16 protein-coding genes are annotated in these 22,927 nt (G+C 66.3%); 1 reads left to right on the top strand and 15 read right to left on the bottom strand.

Translation table 11 applies throughout. The annotated features are described in order from the left end of the window. Positions 1-159: 159 nt before the first annotated feature. From cysI to LZ016_RS08250, 6 genes are read right to left on the bottom strand one after another with little or no spacing between them, the layout of a single operon-like run. Positions 160-1,866, bottom strand: coding sequence for an assimilatory sulfite reductase (NADPH) hemoprotein subunit (gene cysI / locus LZ016_RS08275; RefSeq protein ID WP_241446912.1), 1,707 nt, complete (start codon positions 1,864-1,866; stop codon positions 160-162). 8 nt (positions 1,867-1,874) lie between these two features. Beyond that, positions 1,875-3,746, bottom strand: coding sequence for an assimilatory sulfite reductase (NADPH) flavoprotein subunit (locus LZ016_RS08270; RefSeq protein ID WP_241446911.1), 1,872 nt, complete (start codon positions 3,744-3,746; stop codon positions 1,875-1,877). Next, a complete protein-coding gene (gene cysN, locus LZ016_RS08265) occupies positions 3,712-5,358 on the bottom strand; it encodes a sulfate adenylyltransferase subunit CysN (protein ID WP_241446910.1) in 1,647 nt (548 codons plus the stop codon). The genes LZ016_RS08270 and cysN overlap by 35 nt, the downstream gene beginning before the upstream one ends. Next, on the bottom strand, positions 5,358-6,284 hold the full coding sequence (cysD, locus tag LZ016_RS08260; protein WP_241446909.1) for a sulfate adenylyltransferase subunit CysD: 927 nt from the start codon (positions 6,282-6,284) through the stop codon (positions 5,358-5,360). Before cysD ends, cysN begins: the two co-directional genes overlap by 1 nt. Continuing rightward, complete coding sequence (gene cysG / locus LZ016_RS08255) at positions 6,281-7,639, bottom strand: siroheme synthase CysG (protein WP_241446908.1); 1,359 nt, start codon at positions 7,637-7,639, stop codon at positions 6,281-6,283. Before cysG ends, cysD begins: the two co-directional genes overlap by 4 nt. Next, complete coding sequence (locus LZ016_RS08250; protein ID WP_241446907.1) at positions 7,636-8,400, bottom strand: phosphoadenylyl-sulfate reductase; 765 nt, start codon at positions 8,398-8,400, stop codon at positions 7,636-7,638. Before LZ016_RS08250 ends, cysG begins: the two co-directional genes overlap by 4 nt. A 190-nt stretch (positions 8,401-8,590) precedes the next feature. Here LZ016_RS08250 and LZ016_RS08245 point away from each other — a divergent pair, with 190 nt between their 5' ends. After that, positions 8,591-9,049 (top strand): Lrp/AsnC family transcriptional regulator, encoded by a 459-nt coding sequence (locus LZ016_RS08245; RefSeq protein WP_241446906.1) that lies wholly within the window; start codon positions 8,591-8,593, stop codon positions 9,047-9,049. On the opposite strand, the gene LZ016_RS08240 is transcribed toward LZ016_RS08245, so the two are convergent. The 9 genes from LZ016_RS08240 to ilvC are packed head-to-tail and all read right to left on the bottom strand — an operon-like array spanning position 9,046 to position 22,792. Further along, complete coding sequence (locus LZ016_RS08240) at positions 9,046-10,515, bottom strand: glutamate synthase subunit beta (RefSeq protein WP_241446905.1); 1,470 nt, start codon at positions 10,513-10,515, stop codon at positions 9,046-9,048. The genes LZ016_RS08245 and LZ016_RS08240 overlap by 4 nt on opposite strands. Positions 10,516-10,521: 6 nt before the next feature. Then, positions 10,522-15,120, bottom strand: a complete 4,599-nt coding sequence (gene gltB / locus LZ016_RS08235; RefSeq protein WP_241447492.1) for a glutamate synthase large subunit — start codon at positions 15,118-15,120, stop codon at positions 10,522-10,524. Positions 15,121-15,124: 4 nt separating this feature from the next. Beyond that, the gene (leuD, locus tag LZ016_RS08230) at positions 15,125-15,688 is read right to left on the bottom strand and encodes a 3-isopropylmalate dehydratase small subunit (RefSeq protein WP_241446904.1); all 564 of its coding nucleotides are present in this window, start codon (positions 15,686-15,688) and stop codon (positions 15,125-15,127) included. After that, complete coding sequence (leuC, locus tag LZ016_RS08225; protein ID WP_241446903.1) at positions 15,685-17,139, bottom strand: 3-isopropylmalate dehydratase large subunit; 1,455 nt, start codon at positions 17,137-17,139, stop codon at positions 15,685-15,687. Before leuC ends, leuD begins: the two co-directional genes overlap by 4 nt. After that, complete coding sequence (gene leuB, locus LZ016_RS08220; RefSeq protein ID WP_241446902.1) at positions 17,136-18,233, bottom strand: 3-isopropylmalate dehydrogenase; 1,098 nt, start codon at positions 18,231-18,233, stop codon at positions 17,136-17,138. Before leuB ends, leuC begins: the two co-directional genes overlap by 4 nt. After that, positions 18,230-19,810, bottom strand: a complete 1,581-nt coding sequence (locus tag LZ016_RS08215; RefSeq protein ID WP_241446901.1) for a 2-isopropylmalate synthase — start codon at positions 19,808-19,810, stop codon at positions 18,230-18,232. The genes leuB and LZ016_RS08215 overlap by 4 nt, the downstream gene beginning before the upstream one ends. Further along, entirely contained in the window at positions 19,807-20,061 is a 255-nt protein-coding gene (locus tag LZ016_RS08210; RefSeq protein ID WP_241446900.1) for an ACT domain-containing protein, read from the bottom strand. The genes LZ016_RS08215 and LZ016_RS08210 overlap by 4 nt, the downstream gene beginning before the upstream one ends. Then, positions 20,058-21,749: an acetolactate synthase 2 catalytic subunit gene (gene ilvG / locus LZ016_RS08205; RefSeq protein ID WP_241446899.1), complete on the bottom strand. Its 1,692-nt coding sequence runs from the start codon at positions 21,747-21,749 to the stop codon at positions 20,058-20,060. The genes LZ016_RS08210 and ilvG overlap by 4 nt, the downstream gene beginning before the upstream one ends. A 2-nt stretch (positions 21,750-21,751) precedes the next feature. Then, positions 21,752-22,792, bottom strand: a complete 1,041-nt coding sequence (ilvC, locus tag LZ016_RS08200) for a ketol-acid reductoisomerase (protein WP_241446898.1) — start codon at positions 22,790-22,792, stop codon at positions 21,752-21,754. Positions 22,793-22,927: the final 135 nt, after the last annotated feature.

Here is a 22,927-nt window from a genome sequence, read left to right as displayed (position 1 = left end):
GCAAAGAAAAACCCGCCGGGTTGCGGCGGGTCCTTGGAGACTTCTGGCGGGAAGAGGCTGTCTTCCGGCTATCCGTTCACTGGGCGCGCCGCATCGATGGCTGGGGACCAGCGCCACCAAGTCGTTGCGGTGCGAACCTGAATCATTTCGTGCAGCATGCTACGCCGCTTGCGGCCGGTCAATCGTGCGCGTGACGAAATCGCCGAAGCGTTCGCCCGGCGCCCGATCGCGGGCATAGGCCGACAGCTTTTCGGACAGGATTTCGAGGATGCGCTCCTCGCCGAGATTCTCCGCATAGAGAGCGTTCAGCCGCTCCCCGTGGAAGCCCCCGCCGAGATAGAGATTGTACTTGCCCGGGGCGCGGCCGGTCAGCGCGATCTCCGCTACGTAGGGGCGCGAGCAGCCGTTGGGGCAGCCGCTCATGCGGATGGTGATCGGCTCCTCGGCCAGTCCGTTCCGGTCGAGAATGCCCTCGATCTTCGTGATGAGGTCCGGGAGGTAGCGCTCGGCCTCCGCCATCGCGAGCGGGCAGGTGGGAAGAGCAACGCAGGCGATCGAGTTGAGGCGAAGTGCGCTCGTCCGCGCGTTCGCGGACAGTCCATGCGCGTCGAGCAGAGCCTCGATCTGCGCTTTGTCCTCCGGCGCAACGCCGGCGATGATGAGGTTCTGGTTCGGGGTCAGCCGGAAGTGGCCCTTGAGCACCTTCGCGATCTCGCGCAGGCCGCTCATGATGTCGCGCCCGGGCAGGTCGGACACGCGCCCGTTTGCGATGAACAGGCCGTAGTTCCAGGTACCGCGGTCGGTCTGGCGCCAGCCGAAGCCGTCGCCGTTGGTGGTCAGCTCGAACGGCCGCGCAGGTTCGAACGGCGCACCCATCCGCTGCTCGATCTCGGCCTTGATGAAGTCCAGGCCCTTGTCGTCGATGGTATATTTGAAGCGCGCGCGGGCGCGGATCAGCCGGTTGCCGTAATCGCGCTGAACGCTCATCACCGCATCGGCGCAGGCGAGCAGTCGATCCTCCGGAATGAAGCCCACGACGTCGGCAAGTCGCGGATAGGTCGTCGGTTCGTTGTCGGTGCGCCCCATGCCGCCGCCGATGGTGACGTTGAAGCCCTCGATGCCGTTCGGACCCGTTATGGCGATGAACCCGAGGTCCTGCGTGTAGACGTCGATGTCGTTCGACGGCGGGACGACGAAGCCGATCTTGAACTTACGGGGCAGGTACTGCTTCCCGTAGAACGGCTCTTCGTTCTCGCTCGTGGCGACGCGTTCCTCACCGTACCAGATCTCGTGGTAGGCGCGCGTCTTCGGGATGACGTGATCGCTGAGCTGCTTCGAAAGCGCCGCGACCTCCGCGTGCACGTCCGAATCCGCCGGATCGGCCGTCGCCATCACGCCGCGTGAATCGTCTCCGCACGCCGCGATCGTGTCGAGCAGCACATCGTGCAGGCCTTCGATCGTCGGCTTGATGTCCTCCTTGACAATCCAGTGGAACTGGAAGGTCTGACGCGTGGTCAGGCGGATCGTGTTTCCGCCGTGGGCCTGTGCGAGTTCGTCGATCTTCAGCCATTGCTCGGGCGTGCAGACGCCGCCGGGAAGGCGCACACGGACCATGAAGGTCAGCGCGGGTTCCAGCTTCTGGCGCCGCCGCTCGTCACGGATGTCGCGGTCGTCTTGCTGGTAAATGCCGTGGAACTTCATGAGCTTGTTGCTCTCGAAGGTCACTCCGCCAGTGATGCGGTCGAGCAGGTCGCTGGCGATATGTCCGCGCAGGTAATCGCTATTGTGCTTCAGCGTCTCGTCGGGCCCGAGCTTGTCGAGCGACTGCGAGAGGTCGGTGCTTCTATCGATGGTGCGGGTGGTCATTGAAACTCTCAGTAGACGTCGCGCTGGTAGCGATGCTCGGCGGCCAGGTTGCGGACATAGTCTTCGGCCGCTTCACGGGAGCGCCCGCTTTCGCGCTCGACGACTTGGATGAGCGCTTCGTGAACGTCGCGCGCCATCGCCTTCTCGTCTCCGCAGACGTAGAAATGAGCGCCTTCTTCCAGCCATGCGAAGAGGTCGCGTGACTGTTCCTGCATGCGGTGCTGCACGTAGGTCTTGGCGCCGGCGTCCCGTGAGAAGGCGACGTCGAGGCGGCTGAGGACGCCTTCCTCCAGCCACTTCTGCCATTCGACCTGGTACAGGAAGTCGCTGCGGAAATTCCGCTCGCCGAAGAAGAGCCAGGATCGGCCAGCGGCAGCCCGTGCCTCGCGCTCCTGAAGGAAGGCGCGGAACGGCGCGACGCCTGTGCCCGGACCGACCATGACGATGGGAACGTCGTCGCCGGGCAGGCGGAAGTGCGGGTTCTCCTGCACGTAGACGGGAATGGCCGAGCCCATGTCGAGCCGATCGGCGATTTGTGTCGTGGCTACTCCTCCGCGGGCCGTGCCGTGAAGCTCGTAGCGCACAGGAGCGACGGTCAGGTGGGCTTCGTCGCCGACGAGCGCCTGGCTGGATGCGAGCGAGTAAAGCCGCGGCTGCAGCGGCCGGAGCCCGGCAAGCAGGCTCGCCGCCTCGACGCCCTTTACGGGGAAGCGGCGGATGATGTCGACGATGTGGTGTTCGTACAGGAACTTCACACGCTCCGCGGCCACCTCCGGACCCGTCAGCGCCTCAAGCTCGCGCGCACCCGTCAGGTTCGCCCACTGCTCGATAAAGCGCGGGCTGCCGATGGTGATTTCGAACCGCTCGGCGAGCGCATCGGCAAGCGGCAGTTCGGCGTCCTTCACCGTCACCTGCGCGTCGGCCGCGAGGCCCGTCGCTTCGAGAAGCTCTTCGACGACCCGTGGATCGTTCGATGCCGTGAAGCCGAGCGAATCCCCAGGCTGATAGGTCAGGCCCGAGTCGCTGAGGTCGAGCTCGACGTGCCGCGTTTCCTTGGTCGAATGGCGGCCGACGATCTGGATGTTCTCCAGCACCCTCGCGCTGAACGGATTGCGCTTGTCGTGCTTGGCGGGGGTGGCCGTCGAGACCCGGGCGCTCGCGGCAACAGTCGGCGCAGCAACGGTCACGAGATCCGCGGCGAGCAGTTCGACGATGGACTGGCTCCACCCCGCCGCTGACTCGTCATAATCGATATCGCAATCGACGCGCGGACTGAGGCGCGTCGCGCCCAGTTCCTCGAAACGCTGGTCGATACGCTTCCCGGCCTCGCAATATTTCTCGTAGGTCGAATCTCCGAGCGCGAGCACGGAGAAGCGGACGCCATCGAGCTTCGGCGCGCGCGGACCTTCGAGGAATTCGAAGAAGGCGACGGACGGCTGCGGCGGATCGCCCTCGCCATAGGTGCTGATGATGAAGAGAACGTCCTCCTCGTCCTTCAGCTGCCGCACCTTGTAGTCGGAGAGGTCCGACACCTTTGGAGCAAGGCCGCGCTCGGTCGCGCTCGCCGCCAAGGCCTTAGCGAGGTCGCGGCTGTTGCCGGTCTCGGTCCCGTAGAGGATCGTCAGCGTCCGGCCCTGCGGCGCCTGCAGCGGCGCGATCGCGGTGCCGCCCGCACGCATCAGGCCGGCGTCGAGACCAGCGAAATAACCGCTGATCCAGCGCGCCTGTTCGGGCGTCAGCGTCTGTGCGAGCCCTTCGACAAGCCGCCACTGCTCAAGGCTCAGCGCGCCTTCGTGGAGGGGAAGCTGGACGGTCATTGCTTTGCTCCAGTCGCTGCCGAGGCGGTCAGATGACCCATTCGCCGCCTCCGTCTTCTTCATGCGATGCCTCGACGATCCGGCCGGGACGGGCCTCGTCGCGTATCGCTTCGATCGTCACCAGAACCTGCACTCCGGCTGCGGAGAGCAGCTTCGCGGCTTCGCGCGCGGTGGTGACCGGGTCGCCCTTCGGGAAAGCCGCGATCGCGGCCTCGTCGATGATCGAGACGTGGCGCCCTTGACCCTTCAGCTGCGCCGCCGCGTTCGAAGCCCACTGGTTTCGCGCGGCACCTGTCACCCAGGTGATCGTGCTCGATGCAGCGCCGCCCCGCGAGGCCTTCACCGCGTTGGCCGGGAAGCTCTCGATGAGGCCGGCAGCCACGGTCGCGTGGCTCATCTTGTCGATCAGGATGAAGCCACCGAGCTTGCGGTTGTCGGCGTAACGCACGCCCGGAATGGCGCGGTCGAGATCGATGCTGACTTTGCCGATGTCGTTGAGGTCCAGCCGATCGCCGCCGCGTGTCTCCAGCGTGTTCACGTCGATGATGGAGTCGACGACATCGACGCTCGCCGAGACCGTCTGCGTGCCCACCTTCAGCCAGTAGGAACGGTGCGGAACGAGCTTCTCGTCCGACATCCAGACGAGGCTCGCACCGATGCGGCCGACTGGCTCCGACGGATCGTCCGCCGCGGCGATGAGGTCGCCGCGCGAGCAGTCGATTTCGTCGGTCAAAGTCAGCGTCACCGACTGTCCGGCCACCGCCTGGTCCAAGTCGCCCTCGAAGGTTACGATGCGCTCGACGAAGGACGTGCGGCCCGCCGGAAGGACTGCGACCGCGTCACCGATGCGCACGCGCCCGCTGGCGATCCGGCCGGTGTAGCCGCGGAAGTTCTGGCTCGGGCGGCTAACCCATTGCATGGCCAGCCGGAAGGGCTCGTCCACGGCTTCGCGCTGTGCCGCCGGTACCGTCTCGAGGTGCTCGAGCAGGGCAGGGCCGGCGTACCACTCCATTGCGTCCGAGCGAGCCGTGATGTTGTCGCCGTTGAGGCCCGACACGGGAATCGCGGTGAACGCCGCGATGCCTGCTTCCCCGGCGAAGGCGGCATAGTCGTCGACGATGCGGTCGAAGACGGATTGGTCGTAGCCGACCAGGTCCATCTTGTTCACGGCCAGAACGACGTTTCGGATACCGAGCAGGTGGACGAGGAAGCTGTGTCGCTTGGTCTGCGTCAGCACGCCCTTGCGAGCATCGATCAGGATGACGGCGAGGTCGGCGGTCGACGCGCCAGTCACCATGTTGCGCGTGTACTGCTCATGGCCGGGCGTATCGGCGACGATGAACTTGCGCTTCTCGGTCGCGAAGAAGCGGTAGGCGACGTCGATGGTGATGCCCTGCTCGCGCTCGGCGGCGAGGCCATCGACGAGCAGCGCGAAGTCCAGAGCTTCGCCCTGCGTTCCCTGCTTCTTGCTGTCGCTCGCCAGCGTCGAAAGCTGGTCCTCGAACAGCATCTTGGAATCGTACAGCAGCCGGCCGATCAGCGTGGACTTGCCGTCGTCGACCGAGCCGCAGGTGATGAAGCGCAGAAGCGACTTCTTCTGCGTCGCGTCGATCCAGCGTTCCAGCTCTTCGCGCGCGGCCTCGGCGGCGTCGACGGGCTTCAGCAGGGTGGCCATCAGAAATAGCCCTCCTGCTTCTTCTTCTCCATGCTTGCGGCGCCGCCGTCCTTGTCGATGACGCGGCCCTGCCGCTCCGACGTGGTGGCGACGAGCATTTCCTGGATGACTTCGGCGAGCGTGGTCGCTTCGCTTTCGACTGCGCCGGTCAGCGGGTAGCAGCCGAGGGTCCGGAAGCGCACCGAACGATCGACCGGCACTTCACCAGGCTGGAGCGGGAAGCGGCCGTCATCGACCATCAGCAGCAGGCCGTCGCGCTCGACCGTGGGGCGGGGCGCGGACAGGTACAGCGGGACGATCTCGATCCCTTCCGCATAGATGTACTGCCAGATGTCGAGCTCGGTCCAATTGGACAGCGGGAAGACGCGGATCGACTCCTTCGCGCCCTTCTTCGCATTGTAGAGCGACCACAGCTCCGGCCGCTGGTTCTTCGGGTCCCAGCGGTGGTTCCTGTCGCGGAAGCTGAACACGCGCTCCTTCGCGCGGCTCTTCTCCTCGTCGCGCCGCGCGCCGCCGAACGCTGCGTCGAACCCATACTTGTCGAGCGCCTGCTTCAGCCCCTCCGTCTTCCACATGTCGGTGTGAAGCGGACCGTGGTCGAACGGATTGATGCTCAGCCGCTCGGCCTCCGGGTTCTTGTGGATGAGCAAGTCGATGCCTGGCTCCGCGCCGACCTTGTCGCGGAGCGCGTACATGTCCTGGAACTTCCAGCCGGTGTCGACGTGCAGCAGCGGAAAGGGGAGCGGACCCGGGAAGAAGGCCTTCTTCGCTAGGTGCAGCATGACGGCGCTGTCCTTGCCGATCGAATAGAGCAGCACCGGCCGCTCGGTTTCTGCGACCACCTCGCGGAAGATTTCGATGCTCTCCGCCTCGAGTTGTTCGAGGTGATTGAGGCTGCGCGTGGTGAACTCAACGGGCGCGTTCATGATGCGATGGCTTTCGGGAAGGGTAGGGGCTCGGAGGCGGCGCGGACGTGGCGGCGGCCGACCCAGCCGATGACGATGGTGACGGGCGCGCCCGGCGGCAGCTCCGCCGCGAGCGCATCGATTTCGGCGACCGTGGCCGCGACGTGGGTTTCACCCGGGAGCGTGGCGGAGGCGATGGCGATCGCCGGCGTCGCAGGATCCAGCCCCTTGCCGAGCGCCTTGCGGACGAACTCGCCCAGCGTCTTGCGCGGCATGTAGAGCACGGTCGTGACGTTGCGGTCGGCGACGCTGATCCAGTCGATGTCCGAGGGCAGCTTTCCGTCCGCGCCGTGTCCGGTGACGAACTGGACGCGGCGGGCGTGCCTGCGTTCGGTGAGCGAGGTAAGGAGCGAGGCGCTTGCACCCTGAGCGGCCGAGATGCCCGGGATGACGGAGACTTCGACGCCGGCGGCGCGGCAGGCGTCGATCTCTTCCGTGGCGCGGCCGAAGATCATCGGGTCCCCGCCCTTCAGCCGAACCACGTTCTCGCCGGCACGCGCCAGCTGGACGATCATTTCGTTGATGTCGGATTGCTTGCACGACGGGCCATGGCCGCTCTTCCCGACCGGGATGCGCCGGGCCTCGCGGCGTGCAAGCTCCAGCACCTCCGGGCCGATGAGATGATCGTGGAGGATGACCGTCGCCGACTGCAGCGCGCGAACGGCCTTGAGCGTCAGCAGCTCGGGATCGCCGGGACCAGCCCCGACGAGCGTGACGCGGCCAGTCGTTGCAGGCGCAGTGCTCAGCAGCGTCTCGAAATCGTCGCGGGTCAGAGCGCGATCGGGCTCCGCCCATGCGGCACCGGCGAAGCGCTGCCAGAAGGCGCGCCGTGCGGAAAAGTCGCCTACCCGCTGCTTCAGCTGGCTCCGCCATTGCTTCGCTGCTTTGGCCCACGCGGACAGACCCAGCGGCAGCACGCTTTCGATGCGCGCGCGGATCGACTGGCCGAGCACCGGCGCGGCACCGTCGGTTGAGATGCCGACGACGATCGGCGAACGATTGACGATCGTTCCGAAGGTGACGTCGCACAGGTCCGTCTGGTCGATGATATTGACGATCGCGCCCGCCTGATGGGCCGCCGCCACGAAGCGCAATGCTTCTTCCCGGTCGGATAGATCGGCGATGGCGACCGCGGCGCCCTGAAGCTCGTCCGCCGTCCAGCGGTCGCTGCGAACAACGTTCGCGCCGGCTGCTTCCAGAAGCTCGGCCTTCCACCGTGCGCCTTCGGACGAGCCGACGACCACGGCCTTGCGGCCCGCCAGCTTGTGGAACAGCGGCAGGTTCGGGAGCGGAGCTATGCGTGCAGTCCCGCTCATGCCGCCACACTCCGGACCAGCTTGCCGTCGGCGCCGACGTGCAAGCCGCACTCGCGAGCGTTGTCGGTTTCCCACCACCAGCGGCCGGCGCGCTCGGGCTCGCCCGGCTGGAGCGCGCGCGTGCACGGCTCGCAACCAATGGACAGATAGCCCTTCGCGTGAAGCTCGTTGATCGGCACACCGAGCTCGGCGCACTCCGCCGCGACGTCGTCGCGGCTGCGGTCGAACAAGGGGGCGATTTTCACCAGCCCGCGCTCCGCATCCAAATCGGCGAAGCTCACTGCGGAGCGCTGCTGCGACTGGTCCGCGCGAAGGCCGGTGATCCAGCCCGAAGCGCCCGCGAGCGCGCGGTTCAGCGGCTCGACCTTGCGGACGTGGCAGCAGGAAAGGCGGGCGTCCTTGGAGTAGTAGAAGCCGTTGATGCCCTGGTCGGCGACCATTGCCGCCACCGCGTGCGCGTCGGGATAAAAGGCGCGGATGCGGACGCCGTAGCGCTCCTCGGTTTCCTGCCAGAGGTTGTAGGTCGACGGGAACAGGCGACCGGTGTCGAGCGTGACGACGTCGATAGGCAGCCGTTCCGAGGAGATGTGGTGCGCAATCAGCTGGTCTTCGATGCCGAAGCTGGTCGTGAAGACGATACGGCCGGAGATCAGGTCCGCGGCGGCGCGGAGGCGCCCCGGAATGTCGGTCGCGCTAGCGGACTCGAGCGCCGGGAGAACCGCGTTCGCCGGTCTGATCTTGGGGAAATCCGCGTCGGCCACTGCGCACCTTAGAAAAATCTTCCATTAGCGACGCTGACCATATGCGGCGGCACATGTCTCCCCGACAGCATCCGGGCGCGAGATATAGAGGGGAGTCTTAAGCTTCAACGGACACGCACAAGAAAAAACCGATGTTGCACAGCAGCATTGGAAATGTAGAATAATCTTCCACGACACGCGGGAACGACAGATGGATTCAACCGACCGAAAAATCCTCGCCATCCTTCAGGACGACGCTTCCATGTCGGTCGCCGACATCGCCAAGCGAGTGAACCTGTCGCAAACGCCCTGCTGGCGCCGGATCCAGAAGCTTCAGGACGCCGGCATCATCACCAAACGCGTCGTTCTGGTCGACCCGGACGCGCTTGGCCTGGGCCTGACGGTGTTCGTGGAGATCGAGACCGGCGATCATTCGAAGGATTGGCTGGACGGCTTCGCGGCTGCCGTCACCCAGATGCCGGAGGTCATGGAAATCTATCGCATGGCCGGCGACGTCGACTATATGCTTCGGATCACCGTGCCGAACATGGCCGCGGTCGACGCCTTCTATCAGCGCCTGATCGCGATGGTGCCGCTCAAGAATGTGACTTCGCGCTTCGCCATGGAGCGCGTGAAGTACACGACTGCCTATCCGGTGACGGCGGGCTAGGCCGAGCGGGCCAGCGCGGGTTCGGATTTCTGCTCGGCTTCGAGGAAGGCGTTCACGGCTGCAGCGCAGTCGCGGCCCTCGCGGATCGCCCAGACGACCAGCGATTGTCCGCGCCTCATGTCACCGCAGGCGAAGATGCGCTCGCCGCTGGTGCGGTAGTCGGTCATCGCCGCCCTCACGTTCCCGGCGGGCGTAAGTGCCACTTGCGATCCGTCGACGACACCCGCCCTGCGCGGGCCGACGAAGCCCATCGCCAGCAGGACGAGGTCGGCCTTGATTTCGAACTCCGTACCCGGGATCGGCTGGATCACCATCCGTCCGTCAGGGCCGGCGACCATTTCCGAGCGGGAGCAGCGCAGCGCCGTCACTTGGCCGTTCTCGCCCTCGAACGCGGTCGTCAGGACCGAGAACTCGCGCTCCGCGCCCTCTTCCTGCGACGAGGAGGTGCGCATCTTCATCGGCCAGTTCGGCCACGTCAGCGCCTTGTTCTCGTGCAGCGGCGGCTGCGGCAGGATTTCAAGCTGCGTCACCGAAGCGGCGCCTTGGCGGAACGAGGTGCCGATGCAGTCGGAGCCGGTGTCGCCGCCGCCGATGACGACGACATGCTTGCCGTGCGCGGTGATGGCTCCGGTGGGAGCCGCCTTTTCCTCGGCGTCGCCGGCATTGCGCTTGTTCTGCTGCGTGAGGAAATCCATCGCATAGTGAACGCCGTTGAGGTCGCGGCCCGGCACGGGCAGGTCGCGCGGCTGCTCGGCACCTCCGGCGAGCACCAGGATGTGATAGTCGTCGAGCAGGCGCTCGACCGACACGGTCGCGCCGACTTCCATATTCGTGCGGAAAATGACCCCCTCGACCTCCATCTGCTCCATTCGGCGATCCAGGATGGATTTATCGAGCTTGAAGTCCGGAATGCCGTAGCGGAGCAGGCCGCCGATCCGGTCAGACTTTTCGAACACGGTCGGCGCATGGCCCATGCGCGCTAGCTGTTGCGCGCAGGCGAGCCCCGCAGGGCCGGAGCCGACGATGGCGATGCGCTTGCCGGTTCCTCGCGGCGCGGAGTGCGGCTTCACCCAGCCTTCGCGGAAGGCGCGGTCGGCAATCTCCGCCTCGATTGATTTGATGGTCACAGGAGCATCGTCGATGTTGAGCGTGCAGGCCGCTTCGCACGGGGCTGGGCAAATGCGGCCGGTCACTTCCGGGAAGTTGTTGGTCTGGTGCAGGCGGTCGATCGCTGCCTGCCAGTCATCCTGATAGACGAGGTCGTTCCAGTCCGGGATGAGGTTGTTCACCGGGCATCCCGAATGGCAGAAGGGAATGCCGCAATCCATGCAGCGCGACGCCTGCTTGGCGACCGCCTCCGGCCCCGGCTCTTCGACGAACTCTTTGAAGTGCTGCACGCGATCCGCGACCGGCGCATATCTCCGGTCGCGCCGCTCGACTTCCAGGAACCCAGTCGGCTTACCCATCGGACTTTACTCCGCGGCGACGGCGACGGATTCGAGGTCCGCCAGCGCGCGCCGGTATTCGGTTGGAACAATCTTGACGAAGTGCTGCAGCGCGTTCGGCAGGTCCGCGAGAAGCCCTGCAGCCTTCGGGCTTCCGGTTGCCTGCTGGTGGCGTTCGAGGAGGACGCGCACGCGCTCGGCGTCGTAGCGCATCGGGTGCCCCATGCCGTAGTCGCTAACGCTCTCGGCCTTGGGCGAGGGAGCGCCTTCGCCCCATGACGTTCCGGCGGGCGCGACGCTCTCCAGCTCGACGCTGTCGAGGTTGCACTGGTTCTTGAGCTGGCCCTCGGGGTCGTAGACGTAGGCGATGCCGCCCGACATGCCCGCCGCGAAGTTGCGCCCCACGGGCCCCAGCACGCAGACGACGCCGCCGGTCATATATTCGCAGCAATGGTCGCCCGCGCCTTCGACGACCGCGACGGCGCCGGAATTGCGGACCGCGAACCGCTCGCCCGCGACGCCCTCGAAATAGGCCTCGCCGGCGATCGCGCCGTAAAGAACCGTGTTGCCGACGATGATGTTGTTCGCGGGATTGCGGTCCACCTGCTCGGGCTGGCGGACGATCACGCGGCCGCCCGAGAGGCCCTTGGCGACATAATCGTTGCCGTCGCCGGTGAGTTCGACGGTGACGCCGTGCGCGACGAAGGCGCCGAAGCTCTGGCCCGCGGTGCCCTTCAGCCGGACGAAGATGCTGTCCGGCGCCAGGCCTTCATGTCCGAAGCGCCGCGCGACTTCGCCCGACAGCATGGTGCCGACGCTGCGGTGCACGTTACGGACTTCGCGTTCGATGACGAACGGTTTGCGGCTGTCGAGCGCGGGCTTGGCCGCCGCGATCAGGTCGCGGTCGAACAGCTTCTCCAAGCCGTGGTTCTGCCGTTCCGAGTTCCGGCGCGCCGACTCTTCGGCGACCTCCGGGGCGTACAGCAGCTTGCTGAGGTCGATGCCGCGCGCCTTCCAGTGATCGACGGCCTGCCGAGCATCGAGCAAATCGGTGCGGCCGACCATCTCCTCAAGCTTCCGCACGCCGAGCGACGCCATGATCTCGCGCAGCTCTTCGGCGACGAAGAAGAAGTAGTTGATGACGTGCTCGGGCGTGCCGGTGAAGCGCGCACGCAGCACCGGGTCCTGCGTGGCGACGCCGACAGGGCAGGTGTTCAGGTGGCACTTGCGCATCATGATGCAGCCGGCGGCAATCAGCGGCGCGGTGGCGAAGCCAAACTCGTCGGCACCTAGCAAAGCAGCGACAGCCACGTCGCGCCCGGTGCGGAGACCGCCGTCCGCCTGCACAGCAATGCGGCCGCGCAACTGGTTCAACACCAGCGTCTGCTGCGTCTCGGCGAGGCCGATTTCCCATGGCAGACCGGCGTGGGTCAGAGAGGTGAGGGGTGAAGCGCCCGTGCCGCCTTCGTAGCCGGAGATGGTGACGTGGTCGGCTTTGCACTTGGCCACGCCTGCCGCGATCGTTCCGACCCCGACTTCCGACACCAGCTTCACCGACACGCGCGCGCGCTCGTTGGCGTTCTTCAGGTCGAAGATCAGCTGCGCCAAATCCTCGATCGAATAGATGTCGTGGTGCGGCGGCGGCGAGATCAGGCCAACCCCCGGCGTCGAGTGGCGAACCGCGGCGATGTGCCGGTCGACCTTGTGACCGGGCAGCTGGCCGCCTTCGCCGGGCTTGGCGCCCTGCGCGATCTTGATCTGCAGCTCGTCCGCGTTGACCAGATATTCGGTCGTCACGCCGAAGCGTCCCGATGCGACCTGCTTGATCGCCGAGCGCATGGAATCGCCGTTCGGAAGCGGCGTGAAGCGGTCGCGCTCCTCTCCGCCTTCGCCCGTGTTCGACTTCCCGCCGATCCGGTTCATGGCGATCGCCAGCGTCGTGTGCGCCTCGCGGCTGATCGAGCCGAAGCTCATCGCGCCGGTCGCGAAACGCTTCACGATCTCGCTCGCGGGTTCGACTTCCTCCAGCGGGACCGCAGGACCCGCCGGCTTGAACTGAAGGAGCCCGCGAATGGTCAGCAGCCGTCGGCTCTGGTCGTTAACGCCCTCCGCGAAGTCGCGGTACTTGTCGGGCAGGTTGCCGCGCACTGCGTGCTGCAGATTGGCGACCGTGTCCGGGCTCCACGCATGCGCTTCGCCGTTGACGCGCCAGGCATAATTCCCGCCGACGTCGAGGGCGCCATGATCGCCGAATGCGCGCAGGTGGCGGGCAGTCGTCTCCGCGGCGATCTCGTCGAGGCCGACGCCTTCGATCATCGTCGCCGTGCCCGTAAAATACTGGTCGACCAGCTTGCTCGACATGCCGACGGCGTCGAAGATCTGCGCGCCGCAATAGGACTGGAAGGTCGAGATGCCCATCTTGGACATCACCTTCAGCATGCCCTTGCCGATGGACTTGATATAGTTGGCGCGAACCTTTTCGGCCGAGAGTTCGATACTGCGCTCCTGCCGCAGCTCCTCGAGCGTCGCGAAAGCCACGTAAGGATTGATGGCTTCTGCCCCGTAGCCCGCGAGCACGCAGAAATGGTGAACCTCGCGCGCTTCGCCCGTCTCGACGACGAGGCCGGTCTGCATGCGCAGGCCCTGCCGGATCAGGTGATGATGAACCGCTGCCGTCGCCAGCGCCGCCGGGATCGGCACGCGGTCCCTGCCGCCCGTGCGGTCGGTGATGACCAGTACGTTGATGTCGGCGAGTACGGCCTCGGTCGCTTCCCAGCACAGCCGCTTCAGCGCGGCCTCAAGCGCCTGGCCGCTGCCGCCCGCCCAGGTGGCATCGAGCGTCTGGGTGCGGAACGCGCCATCCAGCACGTCGTGGATGCCGCGAATCTTGTGCAGGTCCTCGTCGGTCAGGATCGGCTGCGTGACTTCCAGGCGCTTGTGCGTGCCGGCGTGATGGCCGAGCAGGTTCGGCCGGGGGCCAATCATCGACACGAGGCTCATCACCATCGCCTCGCGGATCGGGTCGATCGGCGGGTTCGTGACCTGCGCGAAATTCTGCTTGAAATAATCGTACACAAGACGCGGCCGGTCCGACAAAACCGCGAGAGGCGTGTCGGTGCCCATCGACCCCACCGGATCGTCCGCGGCCTTCGCCATCGGCTCCAGGAAGAACTTCAGGTCCTCCTCGGTGTAGCCGAATGCCTTTCGCGCGCTATCCATGTCCTCTTTGGACGTAGGCGCGGGCTCGAAATTCGCCGGCAGGTCCTCGAGCTTGAACTGGGTCTCGCGGAGCCATTCGCCATAGGGCTGCTCGGCGGCGAGGCGGGACTTGATCTCCTCGTCCTCGACGATGCGGCCTTCCTCGAGGTCGATCAGCAACATGCGGCCCGGCTGCAGCCGCCACTTGCGGACGATGCTCTCCTCCAGGATCGGGAGGACGCCGCTTTCCGAGGCCATGATCACGCGATCGTCGTCGGTGACGCAGAAGCGCGCGGGGCGAAGGCCGTTGCGGTCGAGCGTCGCGCCGATTTGCCGCCCGTCGGTGAAGGCGATGGCCGCCGGGCCGTCCCACGGCTCCATCAGCGCGGCATAATATTCGTAGAACGCGCGTCGCTTGGGCTCCATCTGCGCATTGCCTGCCCACGCTTCGGGGATGAGCATCATCATCGCGTGCGAGAGCGAATACCCGCCGGCGATCAGCAGCTCGAGCGCATTGTCGAGGCAGGCCGTGTCCGACTGGCCGTGCGGGATCAGTGGCCACATCTTGTCGAGGTCCGCGCCCAGCAGCGGCGATTCCAACGTGCGGCGGCGCGCATTCATCCAGTTCACGTTGCCGCGAACCGTGTTGATCTCGCCGTTGTGGGCAATGAACCGGTACGGGTGCGCCAGCTTCCAGCTCGGGAAGGTGTTGGTCGAGAAGCGCTGGTGGACCAGCGCAAGCGCCGACTTGCAGCGCGGATCCGTCAGGTCCTTGTAGAAGCTGCCGACCTGCGTCGCGAGGAGCAGTCCCTTGTAGACGATCGTCCGGGTCGAGAAGGACGGGATGTAGAAGTCCGCGAGGCCGGGAAGGTCGCGCTTCTCCGCCAGCTCCATCAGCGGGTTCTGGGTCTGCTTGCGGATGGTCAGGATCTTGCGCTCGAACGCGTCCTGGTCGCCGCTTCGCGGCCCGCGGGCGACGACTGCCTGCCGGATGACGGGCATGGATTCGAGCACGGCGAGGCCGAGGCCGGTTGTGTCGGTCGGTACCTCGCGCCAGCCGAGCAGGATCTGCCCTTCGATCTCGATGAACCGCTCCAGCCGCGCAATGGCAGCGTCGCGCGCCTCCTCGTCCTGGGGCAGGAAGCACATGGCGACGGCGTAATCGCCGGGTGGCGGCAGGTTGACCGACCGCTCAGCCGCCCAGTCGCGGAACAGCTCGTCGGGGATCTGGATCAGGCAGCCCGCCCCGTCTCCGACCAGTGGATCCGCGCCCTTCGCGCCGCGATGGTCGAGGTTGGCGAGGATCTGGAGTCCGTCGCGCACGATGTCGTTCGACTTCTCGCCCTTGATGTTGACGATGAAGCCGACGCCGCATGCATCATGCTCGTTCGCGGGGTCGTACAGTCCTTGCTTACCTGGCGCTCTCAACACGTCAGATCCCCACTCTCTGTTCATAGGCCCGGATCGCCGGCTCGTGCGTGAGCGTCAGGGCAATTTCGTCGAGTCCGGCGAGCAGGCATTCACGCCGGAATCGATCCATGGAAAAGGTGAAATGATCGCCTGCCGAGGAAGTCACCGTCATGGCCTCCAGGTCCACGGCGATGCTGTGCTTGCGGGCGGCATGGAGCAAGGTCTCCACGGCGGAATGGTCCAGTTCCACGGCGGCGATGCCGTTCTTGAACGCATTCCCGGCGAAGATGTCCGAAAAGCTCGGTGCGATGACTGCGCGGACGCCGAGATCGGCAAGCGCCCAGGCGGCATGCTCGCGGCTCGATCCGCAGCCGAAATTGTCGAGCGCCACGATGATGGGTGCGTCTGCGTTCACTGGATCGTCGAACGTGTTGCCCGGAACGCTGCGGAGCGCCTCGAACGCATGCGAGCCGAGTCCCGACCGGCGGATCGTCTTGAGATGCTCGGCCGGAATGATGAGGTCGGTGTCGACGTTGCTGAGCGGCAGCACATAAGCGCGGCCTTCGACGCGGGTGAACGGGGTCATGCCGCCAGTTCCCCGACATTGCCAACGAGATCGCGCACGTCCGTGAGCTTGCCGGTTACGGCAGCCGCGGCAGCCATCGCGGGCGACATCAGGTGCGTCCGCGAGCCCGGACCCTGCCGCCCGACGAAATTGCGGTTGGAGGTCGAGGCGCAGCGCTCGCGCGGTGGGACCTTGTCCGGGTTCATGGCCAGGCACATCGAACAACCCGGCTCGCGCCAGTCGAAGCCAGCGTCGATGAAGATTCGGTCGAGTCCTTCGGCTTCGGCCTGGCGCTTCACGAGGCCCGAGCCGGGGACGATCAGCGCCTGCTTGATGCGGTCGTGGACCTTGCGGCCGTCGATCACGGCAGCTGCCGCCCGCAGATCCTCGATGCGGCTGTTGGTGCAGCTGCCGATGAAGATGTGCTCGACCTGGATGTCCTGCAGCCGCTGACCGGCTTCGAGGCCCATATAGTCGAGCGCCCGCCGCGCGGATTCGCGCTTCGAAGCGCTTTCGAAGCCGTCGGGATCGGGCACGGTCGCCGTAATCGGCAGCGCGTCCTCCGGCGTCGTGCCCCAGGTCACCGTTGGTGCGACCTCGCTCGCATCGAAGCGAACGGAGCGGTCGAAGCGAGCGCCCTCGTCGGTGGCCAGAGCGCGCCAGGCTGTGACGGAACGGTCCCACGCGGCACCCTTTGGCGCCATCGGGCGATCCTTCAGATAGGCAAAGGTCTTCTCGTCGGGCGCGAACAGGCCTGAGCGCGCGCCGGCTTCGATCGACATGTTGGCGACCGTCAGGCGACCCTCGATGCTCATCGCCGAGAAGGTGCTGCCGCGATATTCGATGACATGTCCGGCACCGCCCCCGACGCCGATCTTGGCGATGATGGCGAGAATCAAGTCCTTGGGCGTGACCGCGAAGCCGAGCTCTCCGTCCACCCGGATTTCCAGCGTCTTCGACGGCTTCATCAGCAGGGTCTGCGTGGCGAGCACATGCTCGACTTCGCTCGTGCCGATGCCGAAGGCGAGGGCGCCGAGCGCCCCGTGCGCCGCCGTGTGGCTGTCGCCGCAAACCACGGTCGTTCCGGGCAAGGTGAAGCCCTGTTCGGGGCCGACGACGTGGACGATGCCCTGCTCGGCGGCGAGGGCGTCGATGTAGGGCACGCTAAATTCGGCGACATTCTGCTCAAGCGCCGCAAGCTGCGCCGCACTTGCCGGATCCTCGATCAGGATCGGGCCGCCATTGCCCTTCAGGCGCGGCGTCGTCGGAAGGTTATGATCCGCAAGCGCCAGGGTCAGGTCGGGGCGGCGGACCTCGCGGCCGGCGAGGCGGAGCCCCTCGAACGCCTGAGGCGAGGTCACTTCGTGGACGAGATGCCGATCGATGTAGATCAGGCACGTTCCATCTTCGCGCCGCTCGACGACGTGCGCGTCCCAGATCTTCTCGTAGAGGGTGCGCGGCCTCTCGCTCATCCGCAGCAACCGCGGTTCATTGCGATCAGCTCGCGATAGGCGTCGACGCGGGTGAGGCCGGAGCGCAGGTTCTCACGGACGCGCGCGCCGAACTCGGTGCACGTTGCGCTTCCGCCGAGATCGCCCGTCCGACATCCCTCGAGCAATGTGACGTCGAGCGCTGAGGAGAGCAGGCGTCCGCTGTCGCTGAGCCCCAGCTCGTCGAGCATCATCACCGCGCTGGCGATCGCGCCTGCGGGATTGGCGACGTTGAGCCCTGCTATCTGCGGCGCGGAACCGTGGATCGGCTCGAACAGCCCCGGTCCGCCTGAGCCGACGCTCGCCGAGCCGAGCAGACCGATCGATCCGCCGATCACTGAAAGCTCGTCGGACAGGATGTCGCCGAACAAATTCTCGGTCAGGATGACGTCGAAACGCCGCGGATGGGTCATCACGGCCATCGCGCAGGCGTCCACGTACATGTGCTCCAGCTCGATGCCCGGATAGGACTTCGCGACTTCGGTCACCGTCTCGCGCCACAGCTTCGAAGTTGCGAGGACGTTGGCTTTGTCGACGGATGTCACCTTCTGCCGGCGGTGGGTCGCCGCCCGGAAAGCAACGTGCGCGATCCGCTCGATCTCGTCGCGGCTGTAGGTGCACAGGTCGGAGGCCGAGTGGTCCCCGCGCGTGCGCTCGCCGAAATAGATGCCGCCGATCAGCTCGCGAACGACGAGGATGTCTGCGTCCCGCGAAATGTCGGGGCGCAGGGGGGATATGTCCTGCATGCCTTCGAGCACTTTCGCGGGACGCAGATTCGCGAAGAGGCCGAGCTCTTCCCGAATTCTGAGGAGCCCGGCTTCGGGCCTGACCGCAGCGTCGTTCCACTTGTCGCCGCCGACTGCGCCGAGCAGCACGGCATCGGCGTTGCGGCAGGCCTCGAGCGTCGCCTCGGGCAGCGGATGCCCGTGCTTGTCGATCGCCACGCCGCCGAAATCATGCTCCGTGAAGCGCAGCCCGAGGTCGCGCTCTGTCGACAGCTGTCGAAGGCAGGCGACCGCTTCGGCGGTGACTTCCGGCCCGATGCCATCGCCCGGCAGTACGACGATGTTGATCACGCGGCCTGATCCTTCCTTGCATTGCTTTCCCGAAGGTCGCGGACCGCTTGCGCGTTGCTCGCGGCGTCGATGTAGGCCGACACGCAGCAGGGCAGGATATCGCGGGAACGGGCACGGCCGGCGAAGATCTCGCCGTCCACTTCGATGGTCATTTCGACGAGCACGCTGGCGCCCTGGCCATCCGGAGCAGGCTGGTCGCGGTCGGCGGCGATGTACTGCATCTCCAGGCTGTCGACGCGCGCAGGCACGCCCATCATCTGGCTTACTGCCGCGAAAGCTCCGTCGAGAGCGCCGGGCGCGCTGGCTATGTCGGTGACACGGCCGCGCTCGCCATGCTCCAGCTCGACGCGAACGACTGGCCAGGCGCTGACGGACAGGGGCGCGCGGATGTCGAGCTTCGACAGCTTCCACAGGTCCTGCGGCCGGTGCGTCTGCGCTTCCGACAACAGCGCCACGAGGCGGGCCGTATCGACCGTTCCAACCTCGTCGGCGACGATCTTGAAGGCGGTGAAGGTCTGGTCGAGCTGCTCGCCCTCGAGGACGAAGCCGAGCGCCTTGGCACGCGCGGCCAAGGCATGCCGTCCGCTGTGCTTGCCGAGCACGATGCCCTCGGTCGTGAGGCCGATGTCCTCCGGCTTCATGATCTCGTAGGTCTCGCGGTTCTGCAGCATGCCGTGCTGGTGGATGCCGCTTTCGTGCGCGAACGCGTTGGCGCCGACGATCGACTTGTTGCGCGGGGGCGGGGTGTTCGTGACCTGAGACAGGGTCCGGCTCGCGGCCATGATCTTGGTCGTGTCGACGCCCGTCGTCGCATTGTAGACGTTGCCGCGCGTCCGCAGCGCCATGACGACGTCCTCCAGCGCGCAATTGCCGGCGCGCTCGCCGATGCCGTTGACCGCGCACTCGACCTGACGCGCGCCCGCGCGGACTGCGGCCAGCGAGTTGGCAACGGCCATGCCGAGGTCGTCGTGGCAGTGCGTGGAGAAGATCACGTCTTCCGGCCGGTCGACGGCTTCGTCGAGGAAACGGAAGAGGTCGTAGATCTCTTCCGGCGTCGTGTAGCCCACCGTGTCGGGAACGTTCAGTGTGGAGGCGCCCTCGGCGGCCGCCAGCGACAGCGCTTCGGCTAGGAAGTCGCGCTCCGTGCGGATTGCGTCCTCCGCCGAAAATTCCACGTCGTCGAAATAGTCGCGGCCGAAGGCGATCGACGAGCGGATCGCTTCGAGCACCTGCTCGCGGGTCATGTGAAGCTTGGCTTCGCGATGGATCGGGCTAGTGCCGAGGAAGACGTGCAGACGCTTGCGCGTCGCTGGCGCCAGTGCGCTTGCCGAGGCGACGATGTCGCTGCGGACTGCGCGCGCGAGCGAGCAGATGACGGGGCCATCGATCGTTCCCGCAATCTCCATGATCGACTGGGCGTCGCCGGGCGATGCGGCGGCGAAACCTGCTTCGATGACGTCGACGCGAAGTGCGGCGAGGGCTTTCGCCATGCGCAGCTTGGCGTTGGGCGTCATCGAGAAGCCGGGGGCCTGCTCGCCGTCGCGCAGCGTGGTGTCGAAGATCCGGACCTGGGTCATGCGAGCGATCCTGCATCGCGGGTTGCAAGGGAAACGGCGCGGACGTCGATCAGACGGGCGAGCTGTTGGGCGAGGACGGGCGTCCGGCGGCTGCCGTCGCGCGGCTCGACGTCGATGACGAGCGAAGCGCTGTCTGCTTTCTCCTTCATCGACAGGCCGCGCAGGACGTAGCCGCGCCGTTCAACGAGCCCGAGGACCCGGACGATGGCGCCTTCGGCCGGCGCGAGAGTGACGGTCAGGCGCTCGGTCACCAGCCCTTCTCCATCATCTGGACGTTGGAGCTGTTGGGCGGGACGAGCGGCCAGACGTTCTCGCGCGGATCGATCCGCACGTGCATCAGGATCGGCCCGTTGGTGCTCAGCAGCCGCCGGATTGCGGGGCCAACCTGCGCCCGATGGTCGATCGTGAACGCCTCGATGCCGAACGAATGCGCGACTTCCGAGAAGTCCGGATTGTCGCTGAGGTCGATCTCCGAGAAATTCTCCTCGAAGAAGAGCTCCTGCCACTGGCGGACCATGCCGAGCTGCGAATTGTCTATGAGGACGATCTTCAGCGGCAGGCGATAGCGGCGCAGGGTCGCCAGCTCCTGCACGTTCATCATGAACGAGCCGTCGCCGGAGATGGTGATCACGGTCGCTTCCGGCTCGGCGAGCACCGCGCCCATTCCGGCCGGAACGCCATAGCCCATCGTGCCGAGGCCGCCGCTGGTCAGATGCGCCTGCGGGCGGCTGAAGCGGCAGTGCTGGGCGACCCACATCTGGTGCTGGCCGACGTCGCAGGTGAAGATAGCGCCGTCGCCGGCGGCTTCCGAAAGCTCCTTCAGCAGAGCGGGCGCATAAATGCCCTGGCCCGGAGCGTCGTAACGCGCTGCCCAGATTTCCTTCTGCGCGCGGCACTGCTCGGCCCATTCGGCAATATTCGGCTTCGCCGTCATGCGATCGACGATGGTCGACATGTCGCCGATCAGCGCGACCTGCGGGACGCGCAGCTTGCCGACCTCCGCAGCGTCGGCGTCGATGTGGATGACCTTCGCGCCCGGGGCGAAGCTGTCGAGCTTGCCGGTCGCCCGGTCGTCGAAGCGCGCGCCGACGCAGATCAGCAGGTCGCAATTGTCGACGGCCATGTTGGCCGCGCGCGTTCCGTGCATGCCGAGCATGCCCAGGAAGTTCGCCTCGTCCGTCGGAATTCCGCCGAGGCCCTTCAGCGTCGCGACTGCCGGAATGCCGCTGCGCTTGGCGAACTCGCGCACGGCCCGTTCGGCGCGGGCAATCGCCACACCCCCGCCGAAATAGAGGACCGGAGACTTCGCCTCCGCGATCAGGGCATTGGCGACCGCAAGCGCTGCTTCGTCGATCTCGACCTCGGGCTCTTCCGGGAGATCGACCTCATGCGGGACCGCGGCGATGACGCCGACGTCCTTCGGCAGGTCGATCAGGACCGGGCCGGGTCGTCCCGACGTCGCGATGCGGAACGCCTCCGCGAAGACGCGCGGGATGTCGGCTGTGCTGCGGATCAGGAAGCTGTGCTTCACGATCGGCAGCGTGATCCCGAAGATGTCGACTTCCTGGAACGCGTCGGTGCCCATCAGCGGGGAGGCGACCTGGCCAGTGATGGCGACCATCGGAACGCTGTCGAGGAAAGCGTTCGCGATGCCGGTGACGAGGTTCGTCGCGCCCGGGCCGGAGGTTGCGATGCATACGCCTGGCTTGCCCGTCACCCGCCCGTAGGCGTCGGCCGCAAGCGCAGCCGCCTGCTCGTGACGGACGAGAATGTGCTTGAGGGATGAGCCGGTCAGCGCATCGTAAACCGGCATAATGGCGCCGCCCGGGTAGCCGAAGACGTGCTTGACGCCTTCACGTTCCAGGGCCTCGACCACCAGCCGCGCGCCCGAAACGGGCTGCGGCTGAGGCCGGGAAGAAGCTTGGGCGGCGCTGCTCATGGCTACGCCGCCTGTGACTGGGGTTGAGCCGCAGGCTGCTCGGCGGGCTGTTCCGACTGCAGCCAGGCCATGTGCTGGCGGAGCTCGGCACCGACCTTCTCGATCGGCTGCGCGAGATCCTCGTCCCACAGGCGCTTGTACTCAGGCTTGCCGGCGGCATTCTCGGCGATCCATTGGCGTGCGAACGACCCGTCCTGAATGTCCTTCAGAACCTCTTGCATCCGGGCGCGCGTCTCATCGTTGATGACCCGCGGACCAGAAACGAAGTCGCCGTACTTTGCGGTCTCCGACACGAAGTGCAGCATCTTCTTGAAGCCGCCCTCGTACATCAGGTCGACGATCAGCTTGAGCTCGTGAAGGCACTCGAAATAGGCGACTTCCGGCTTGTATCCGGCGTCGACGAGCGTCTTGAATCCGGAAGCCACGAGCTCCGTCGCGCCGCCGCACAGGACGGCCTGCTCGCCGAACAGGTCGGTCTCGGTCTCTTCCTTGAACGTCGTCTCGATCGCACCGGCGCGGGTGCCGCCGTTGCCGCGCGTGTACGCCAACGCCTTGTCGCGGGCCGACCCCGTCGCATCCTGGTAGACCGCGAAAAGGCTGGGGACGCCGCGGCCGATCTCATATTCGCGCCGCACGAGGTCGCCGGGGCCCTTCGGGGCGACGAGGACCACGTCGATGTCGTGACGCGGCTTCACTTCGCCGTAGAGAACCGAGAAGCCGTGCGCGACGAGCAAGGTGTCGCCTGCCGACAGGTTAGGCTCGATGTCGCGGGCGTAGACCTCGCGGTGGCTCATGTCGGGCGTGAGGAGAGCAACGAGCTGCGCTTCACGCGCGGCATCCGCCGGCGAGACTACGCGGAAGCCGTCCGCCTCCGCCTTCTTCCCGGCAGCGCCGCCGGACCGGGCGCCTACGATGACGTTGAAGCCGCTGTCGCGAAGGTTGCGGGAGTGCGCCCGGCCCTGGCTGCCATAGCCGACCACGGCAATGGTCGCTCCCTTCAGGGCTTCGGGCTTGGCGTCTTCGTCGGTGTAGATCCGTTCCACTCGAGGTTTCCTTTCGCGCAAAAGAAAACCCCCGCTCCGGTTGGGGAGCGGGGGTTCTGGTTCCTTGGTCCTTCCGGACTTTTCGGAACTTTAGGCCGCTCCCCTATGTCGGGTAATAAGTACGATAGTAAGCAA

Source organism: Sphingomonas telluris (assembly GCF_022568775.1).
GTDB lineage: Bacteria > Pseudomonadota > Alphaproteobacteria > Sphingomonadales > Sphingomonadaceae > Sphingomicrobium > Sphingomicrobium telluris.
Note: the sequence above shows the minus strand (reverse complement) of the source record. Positions and strands in the feature narration are given on the sequence as shown.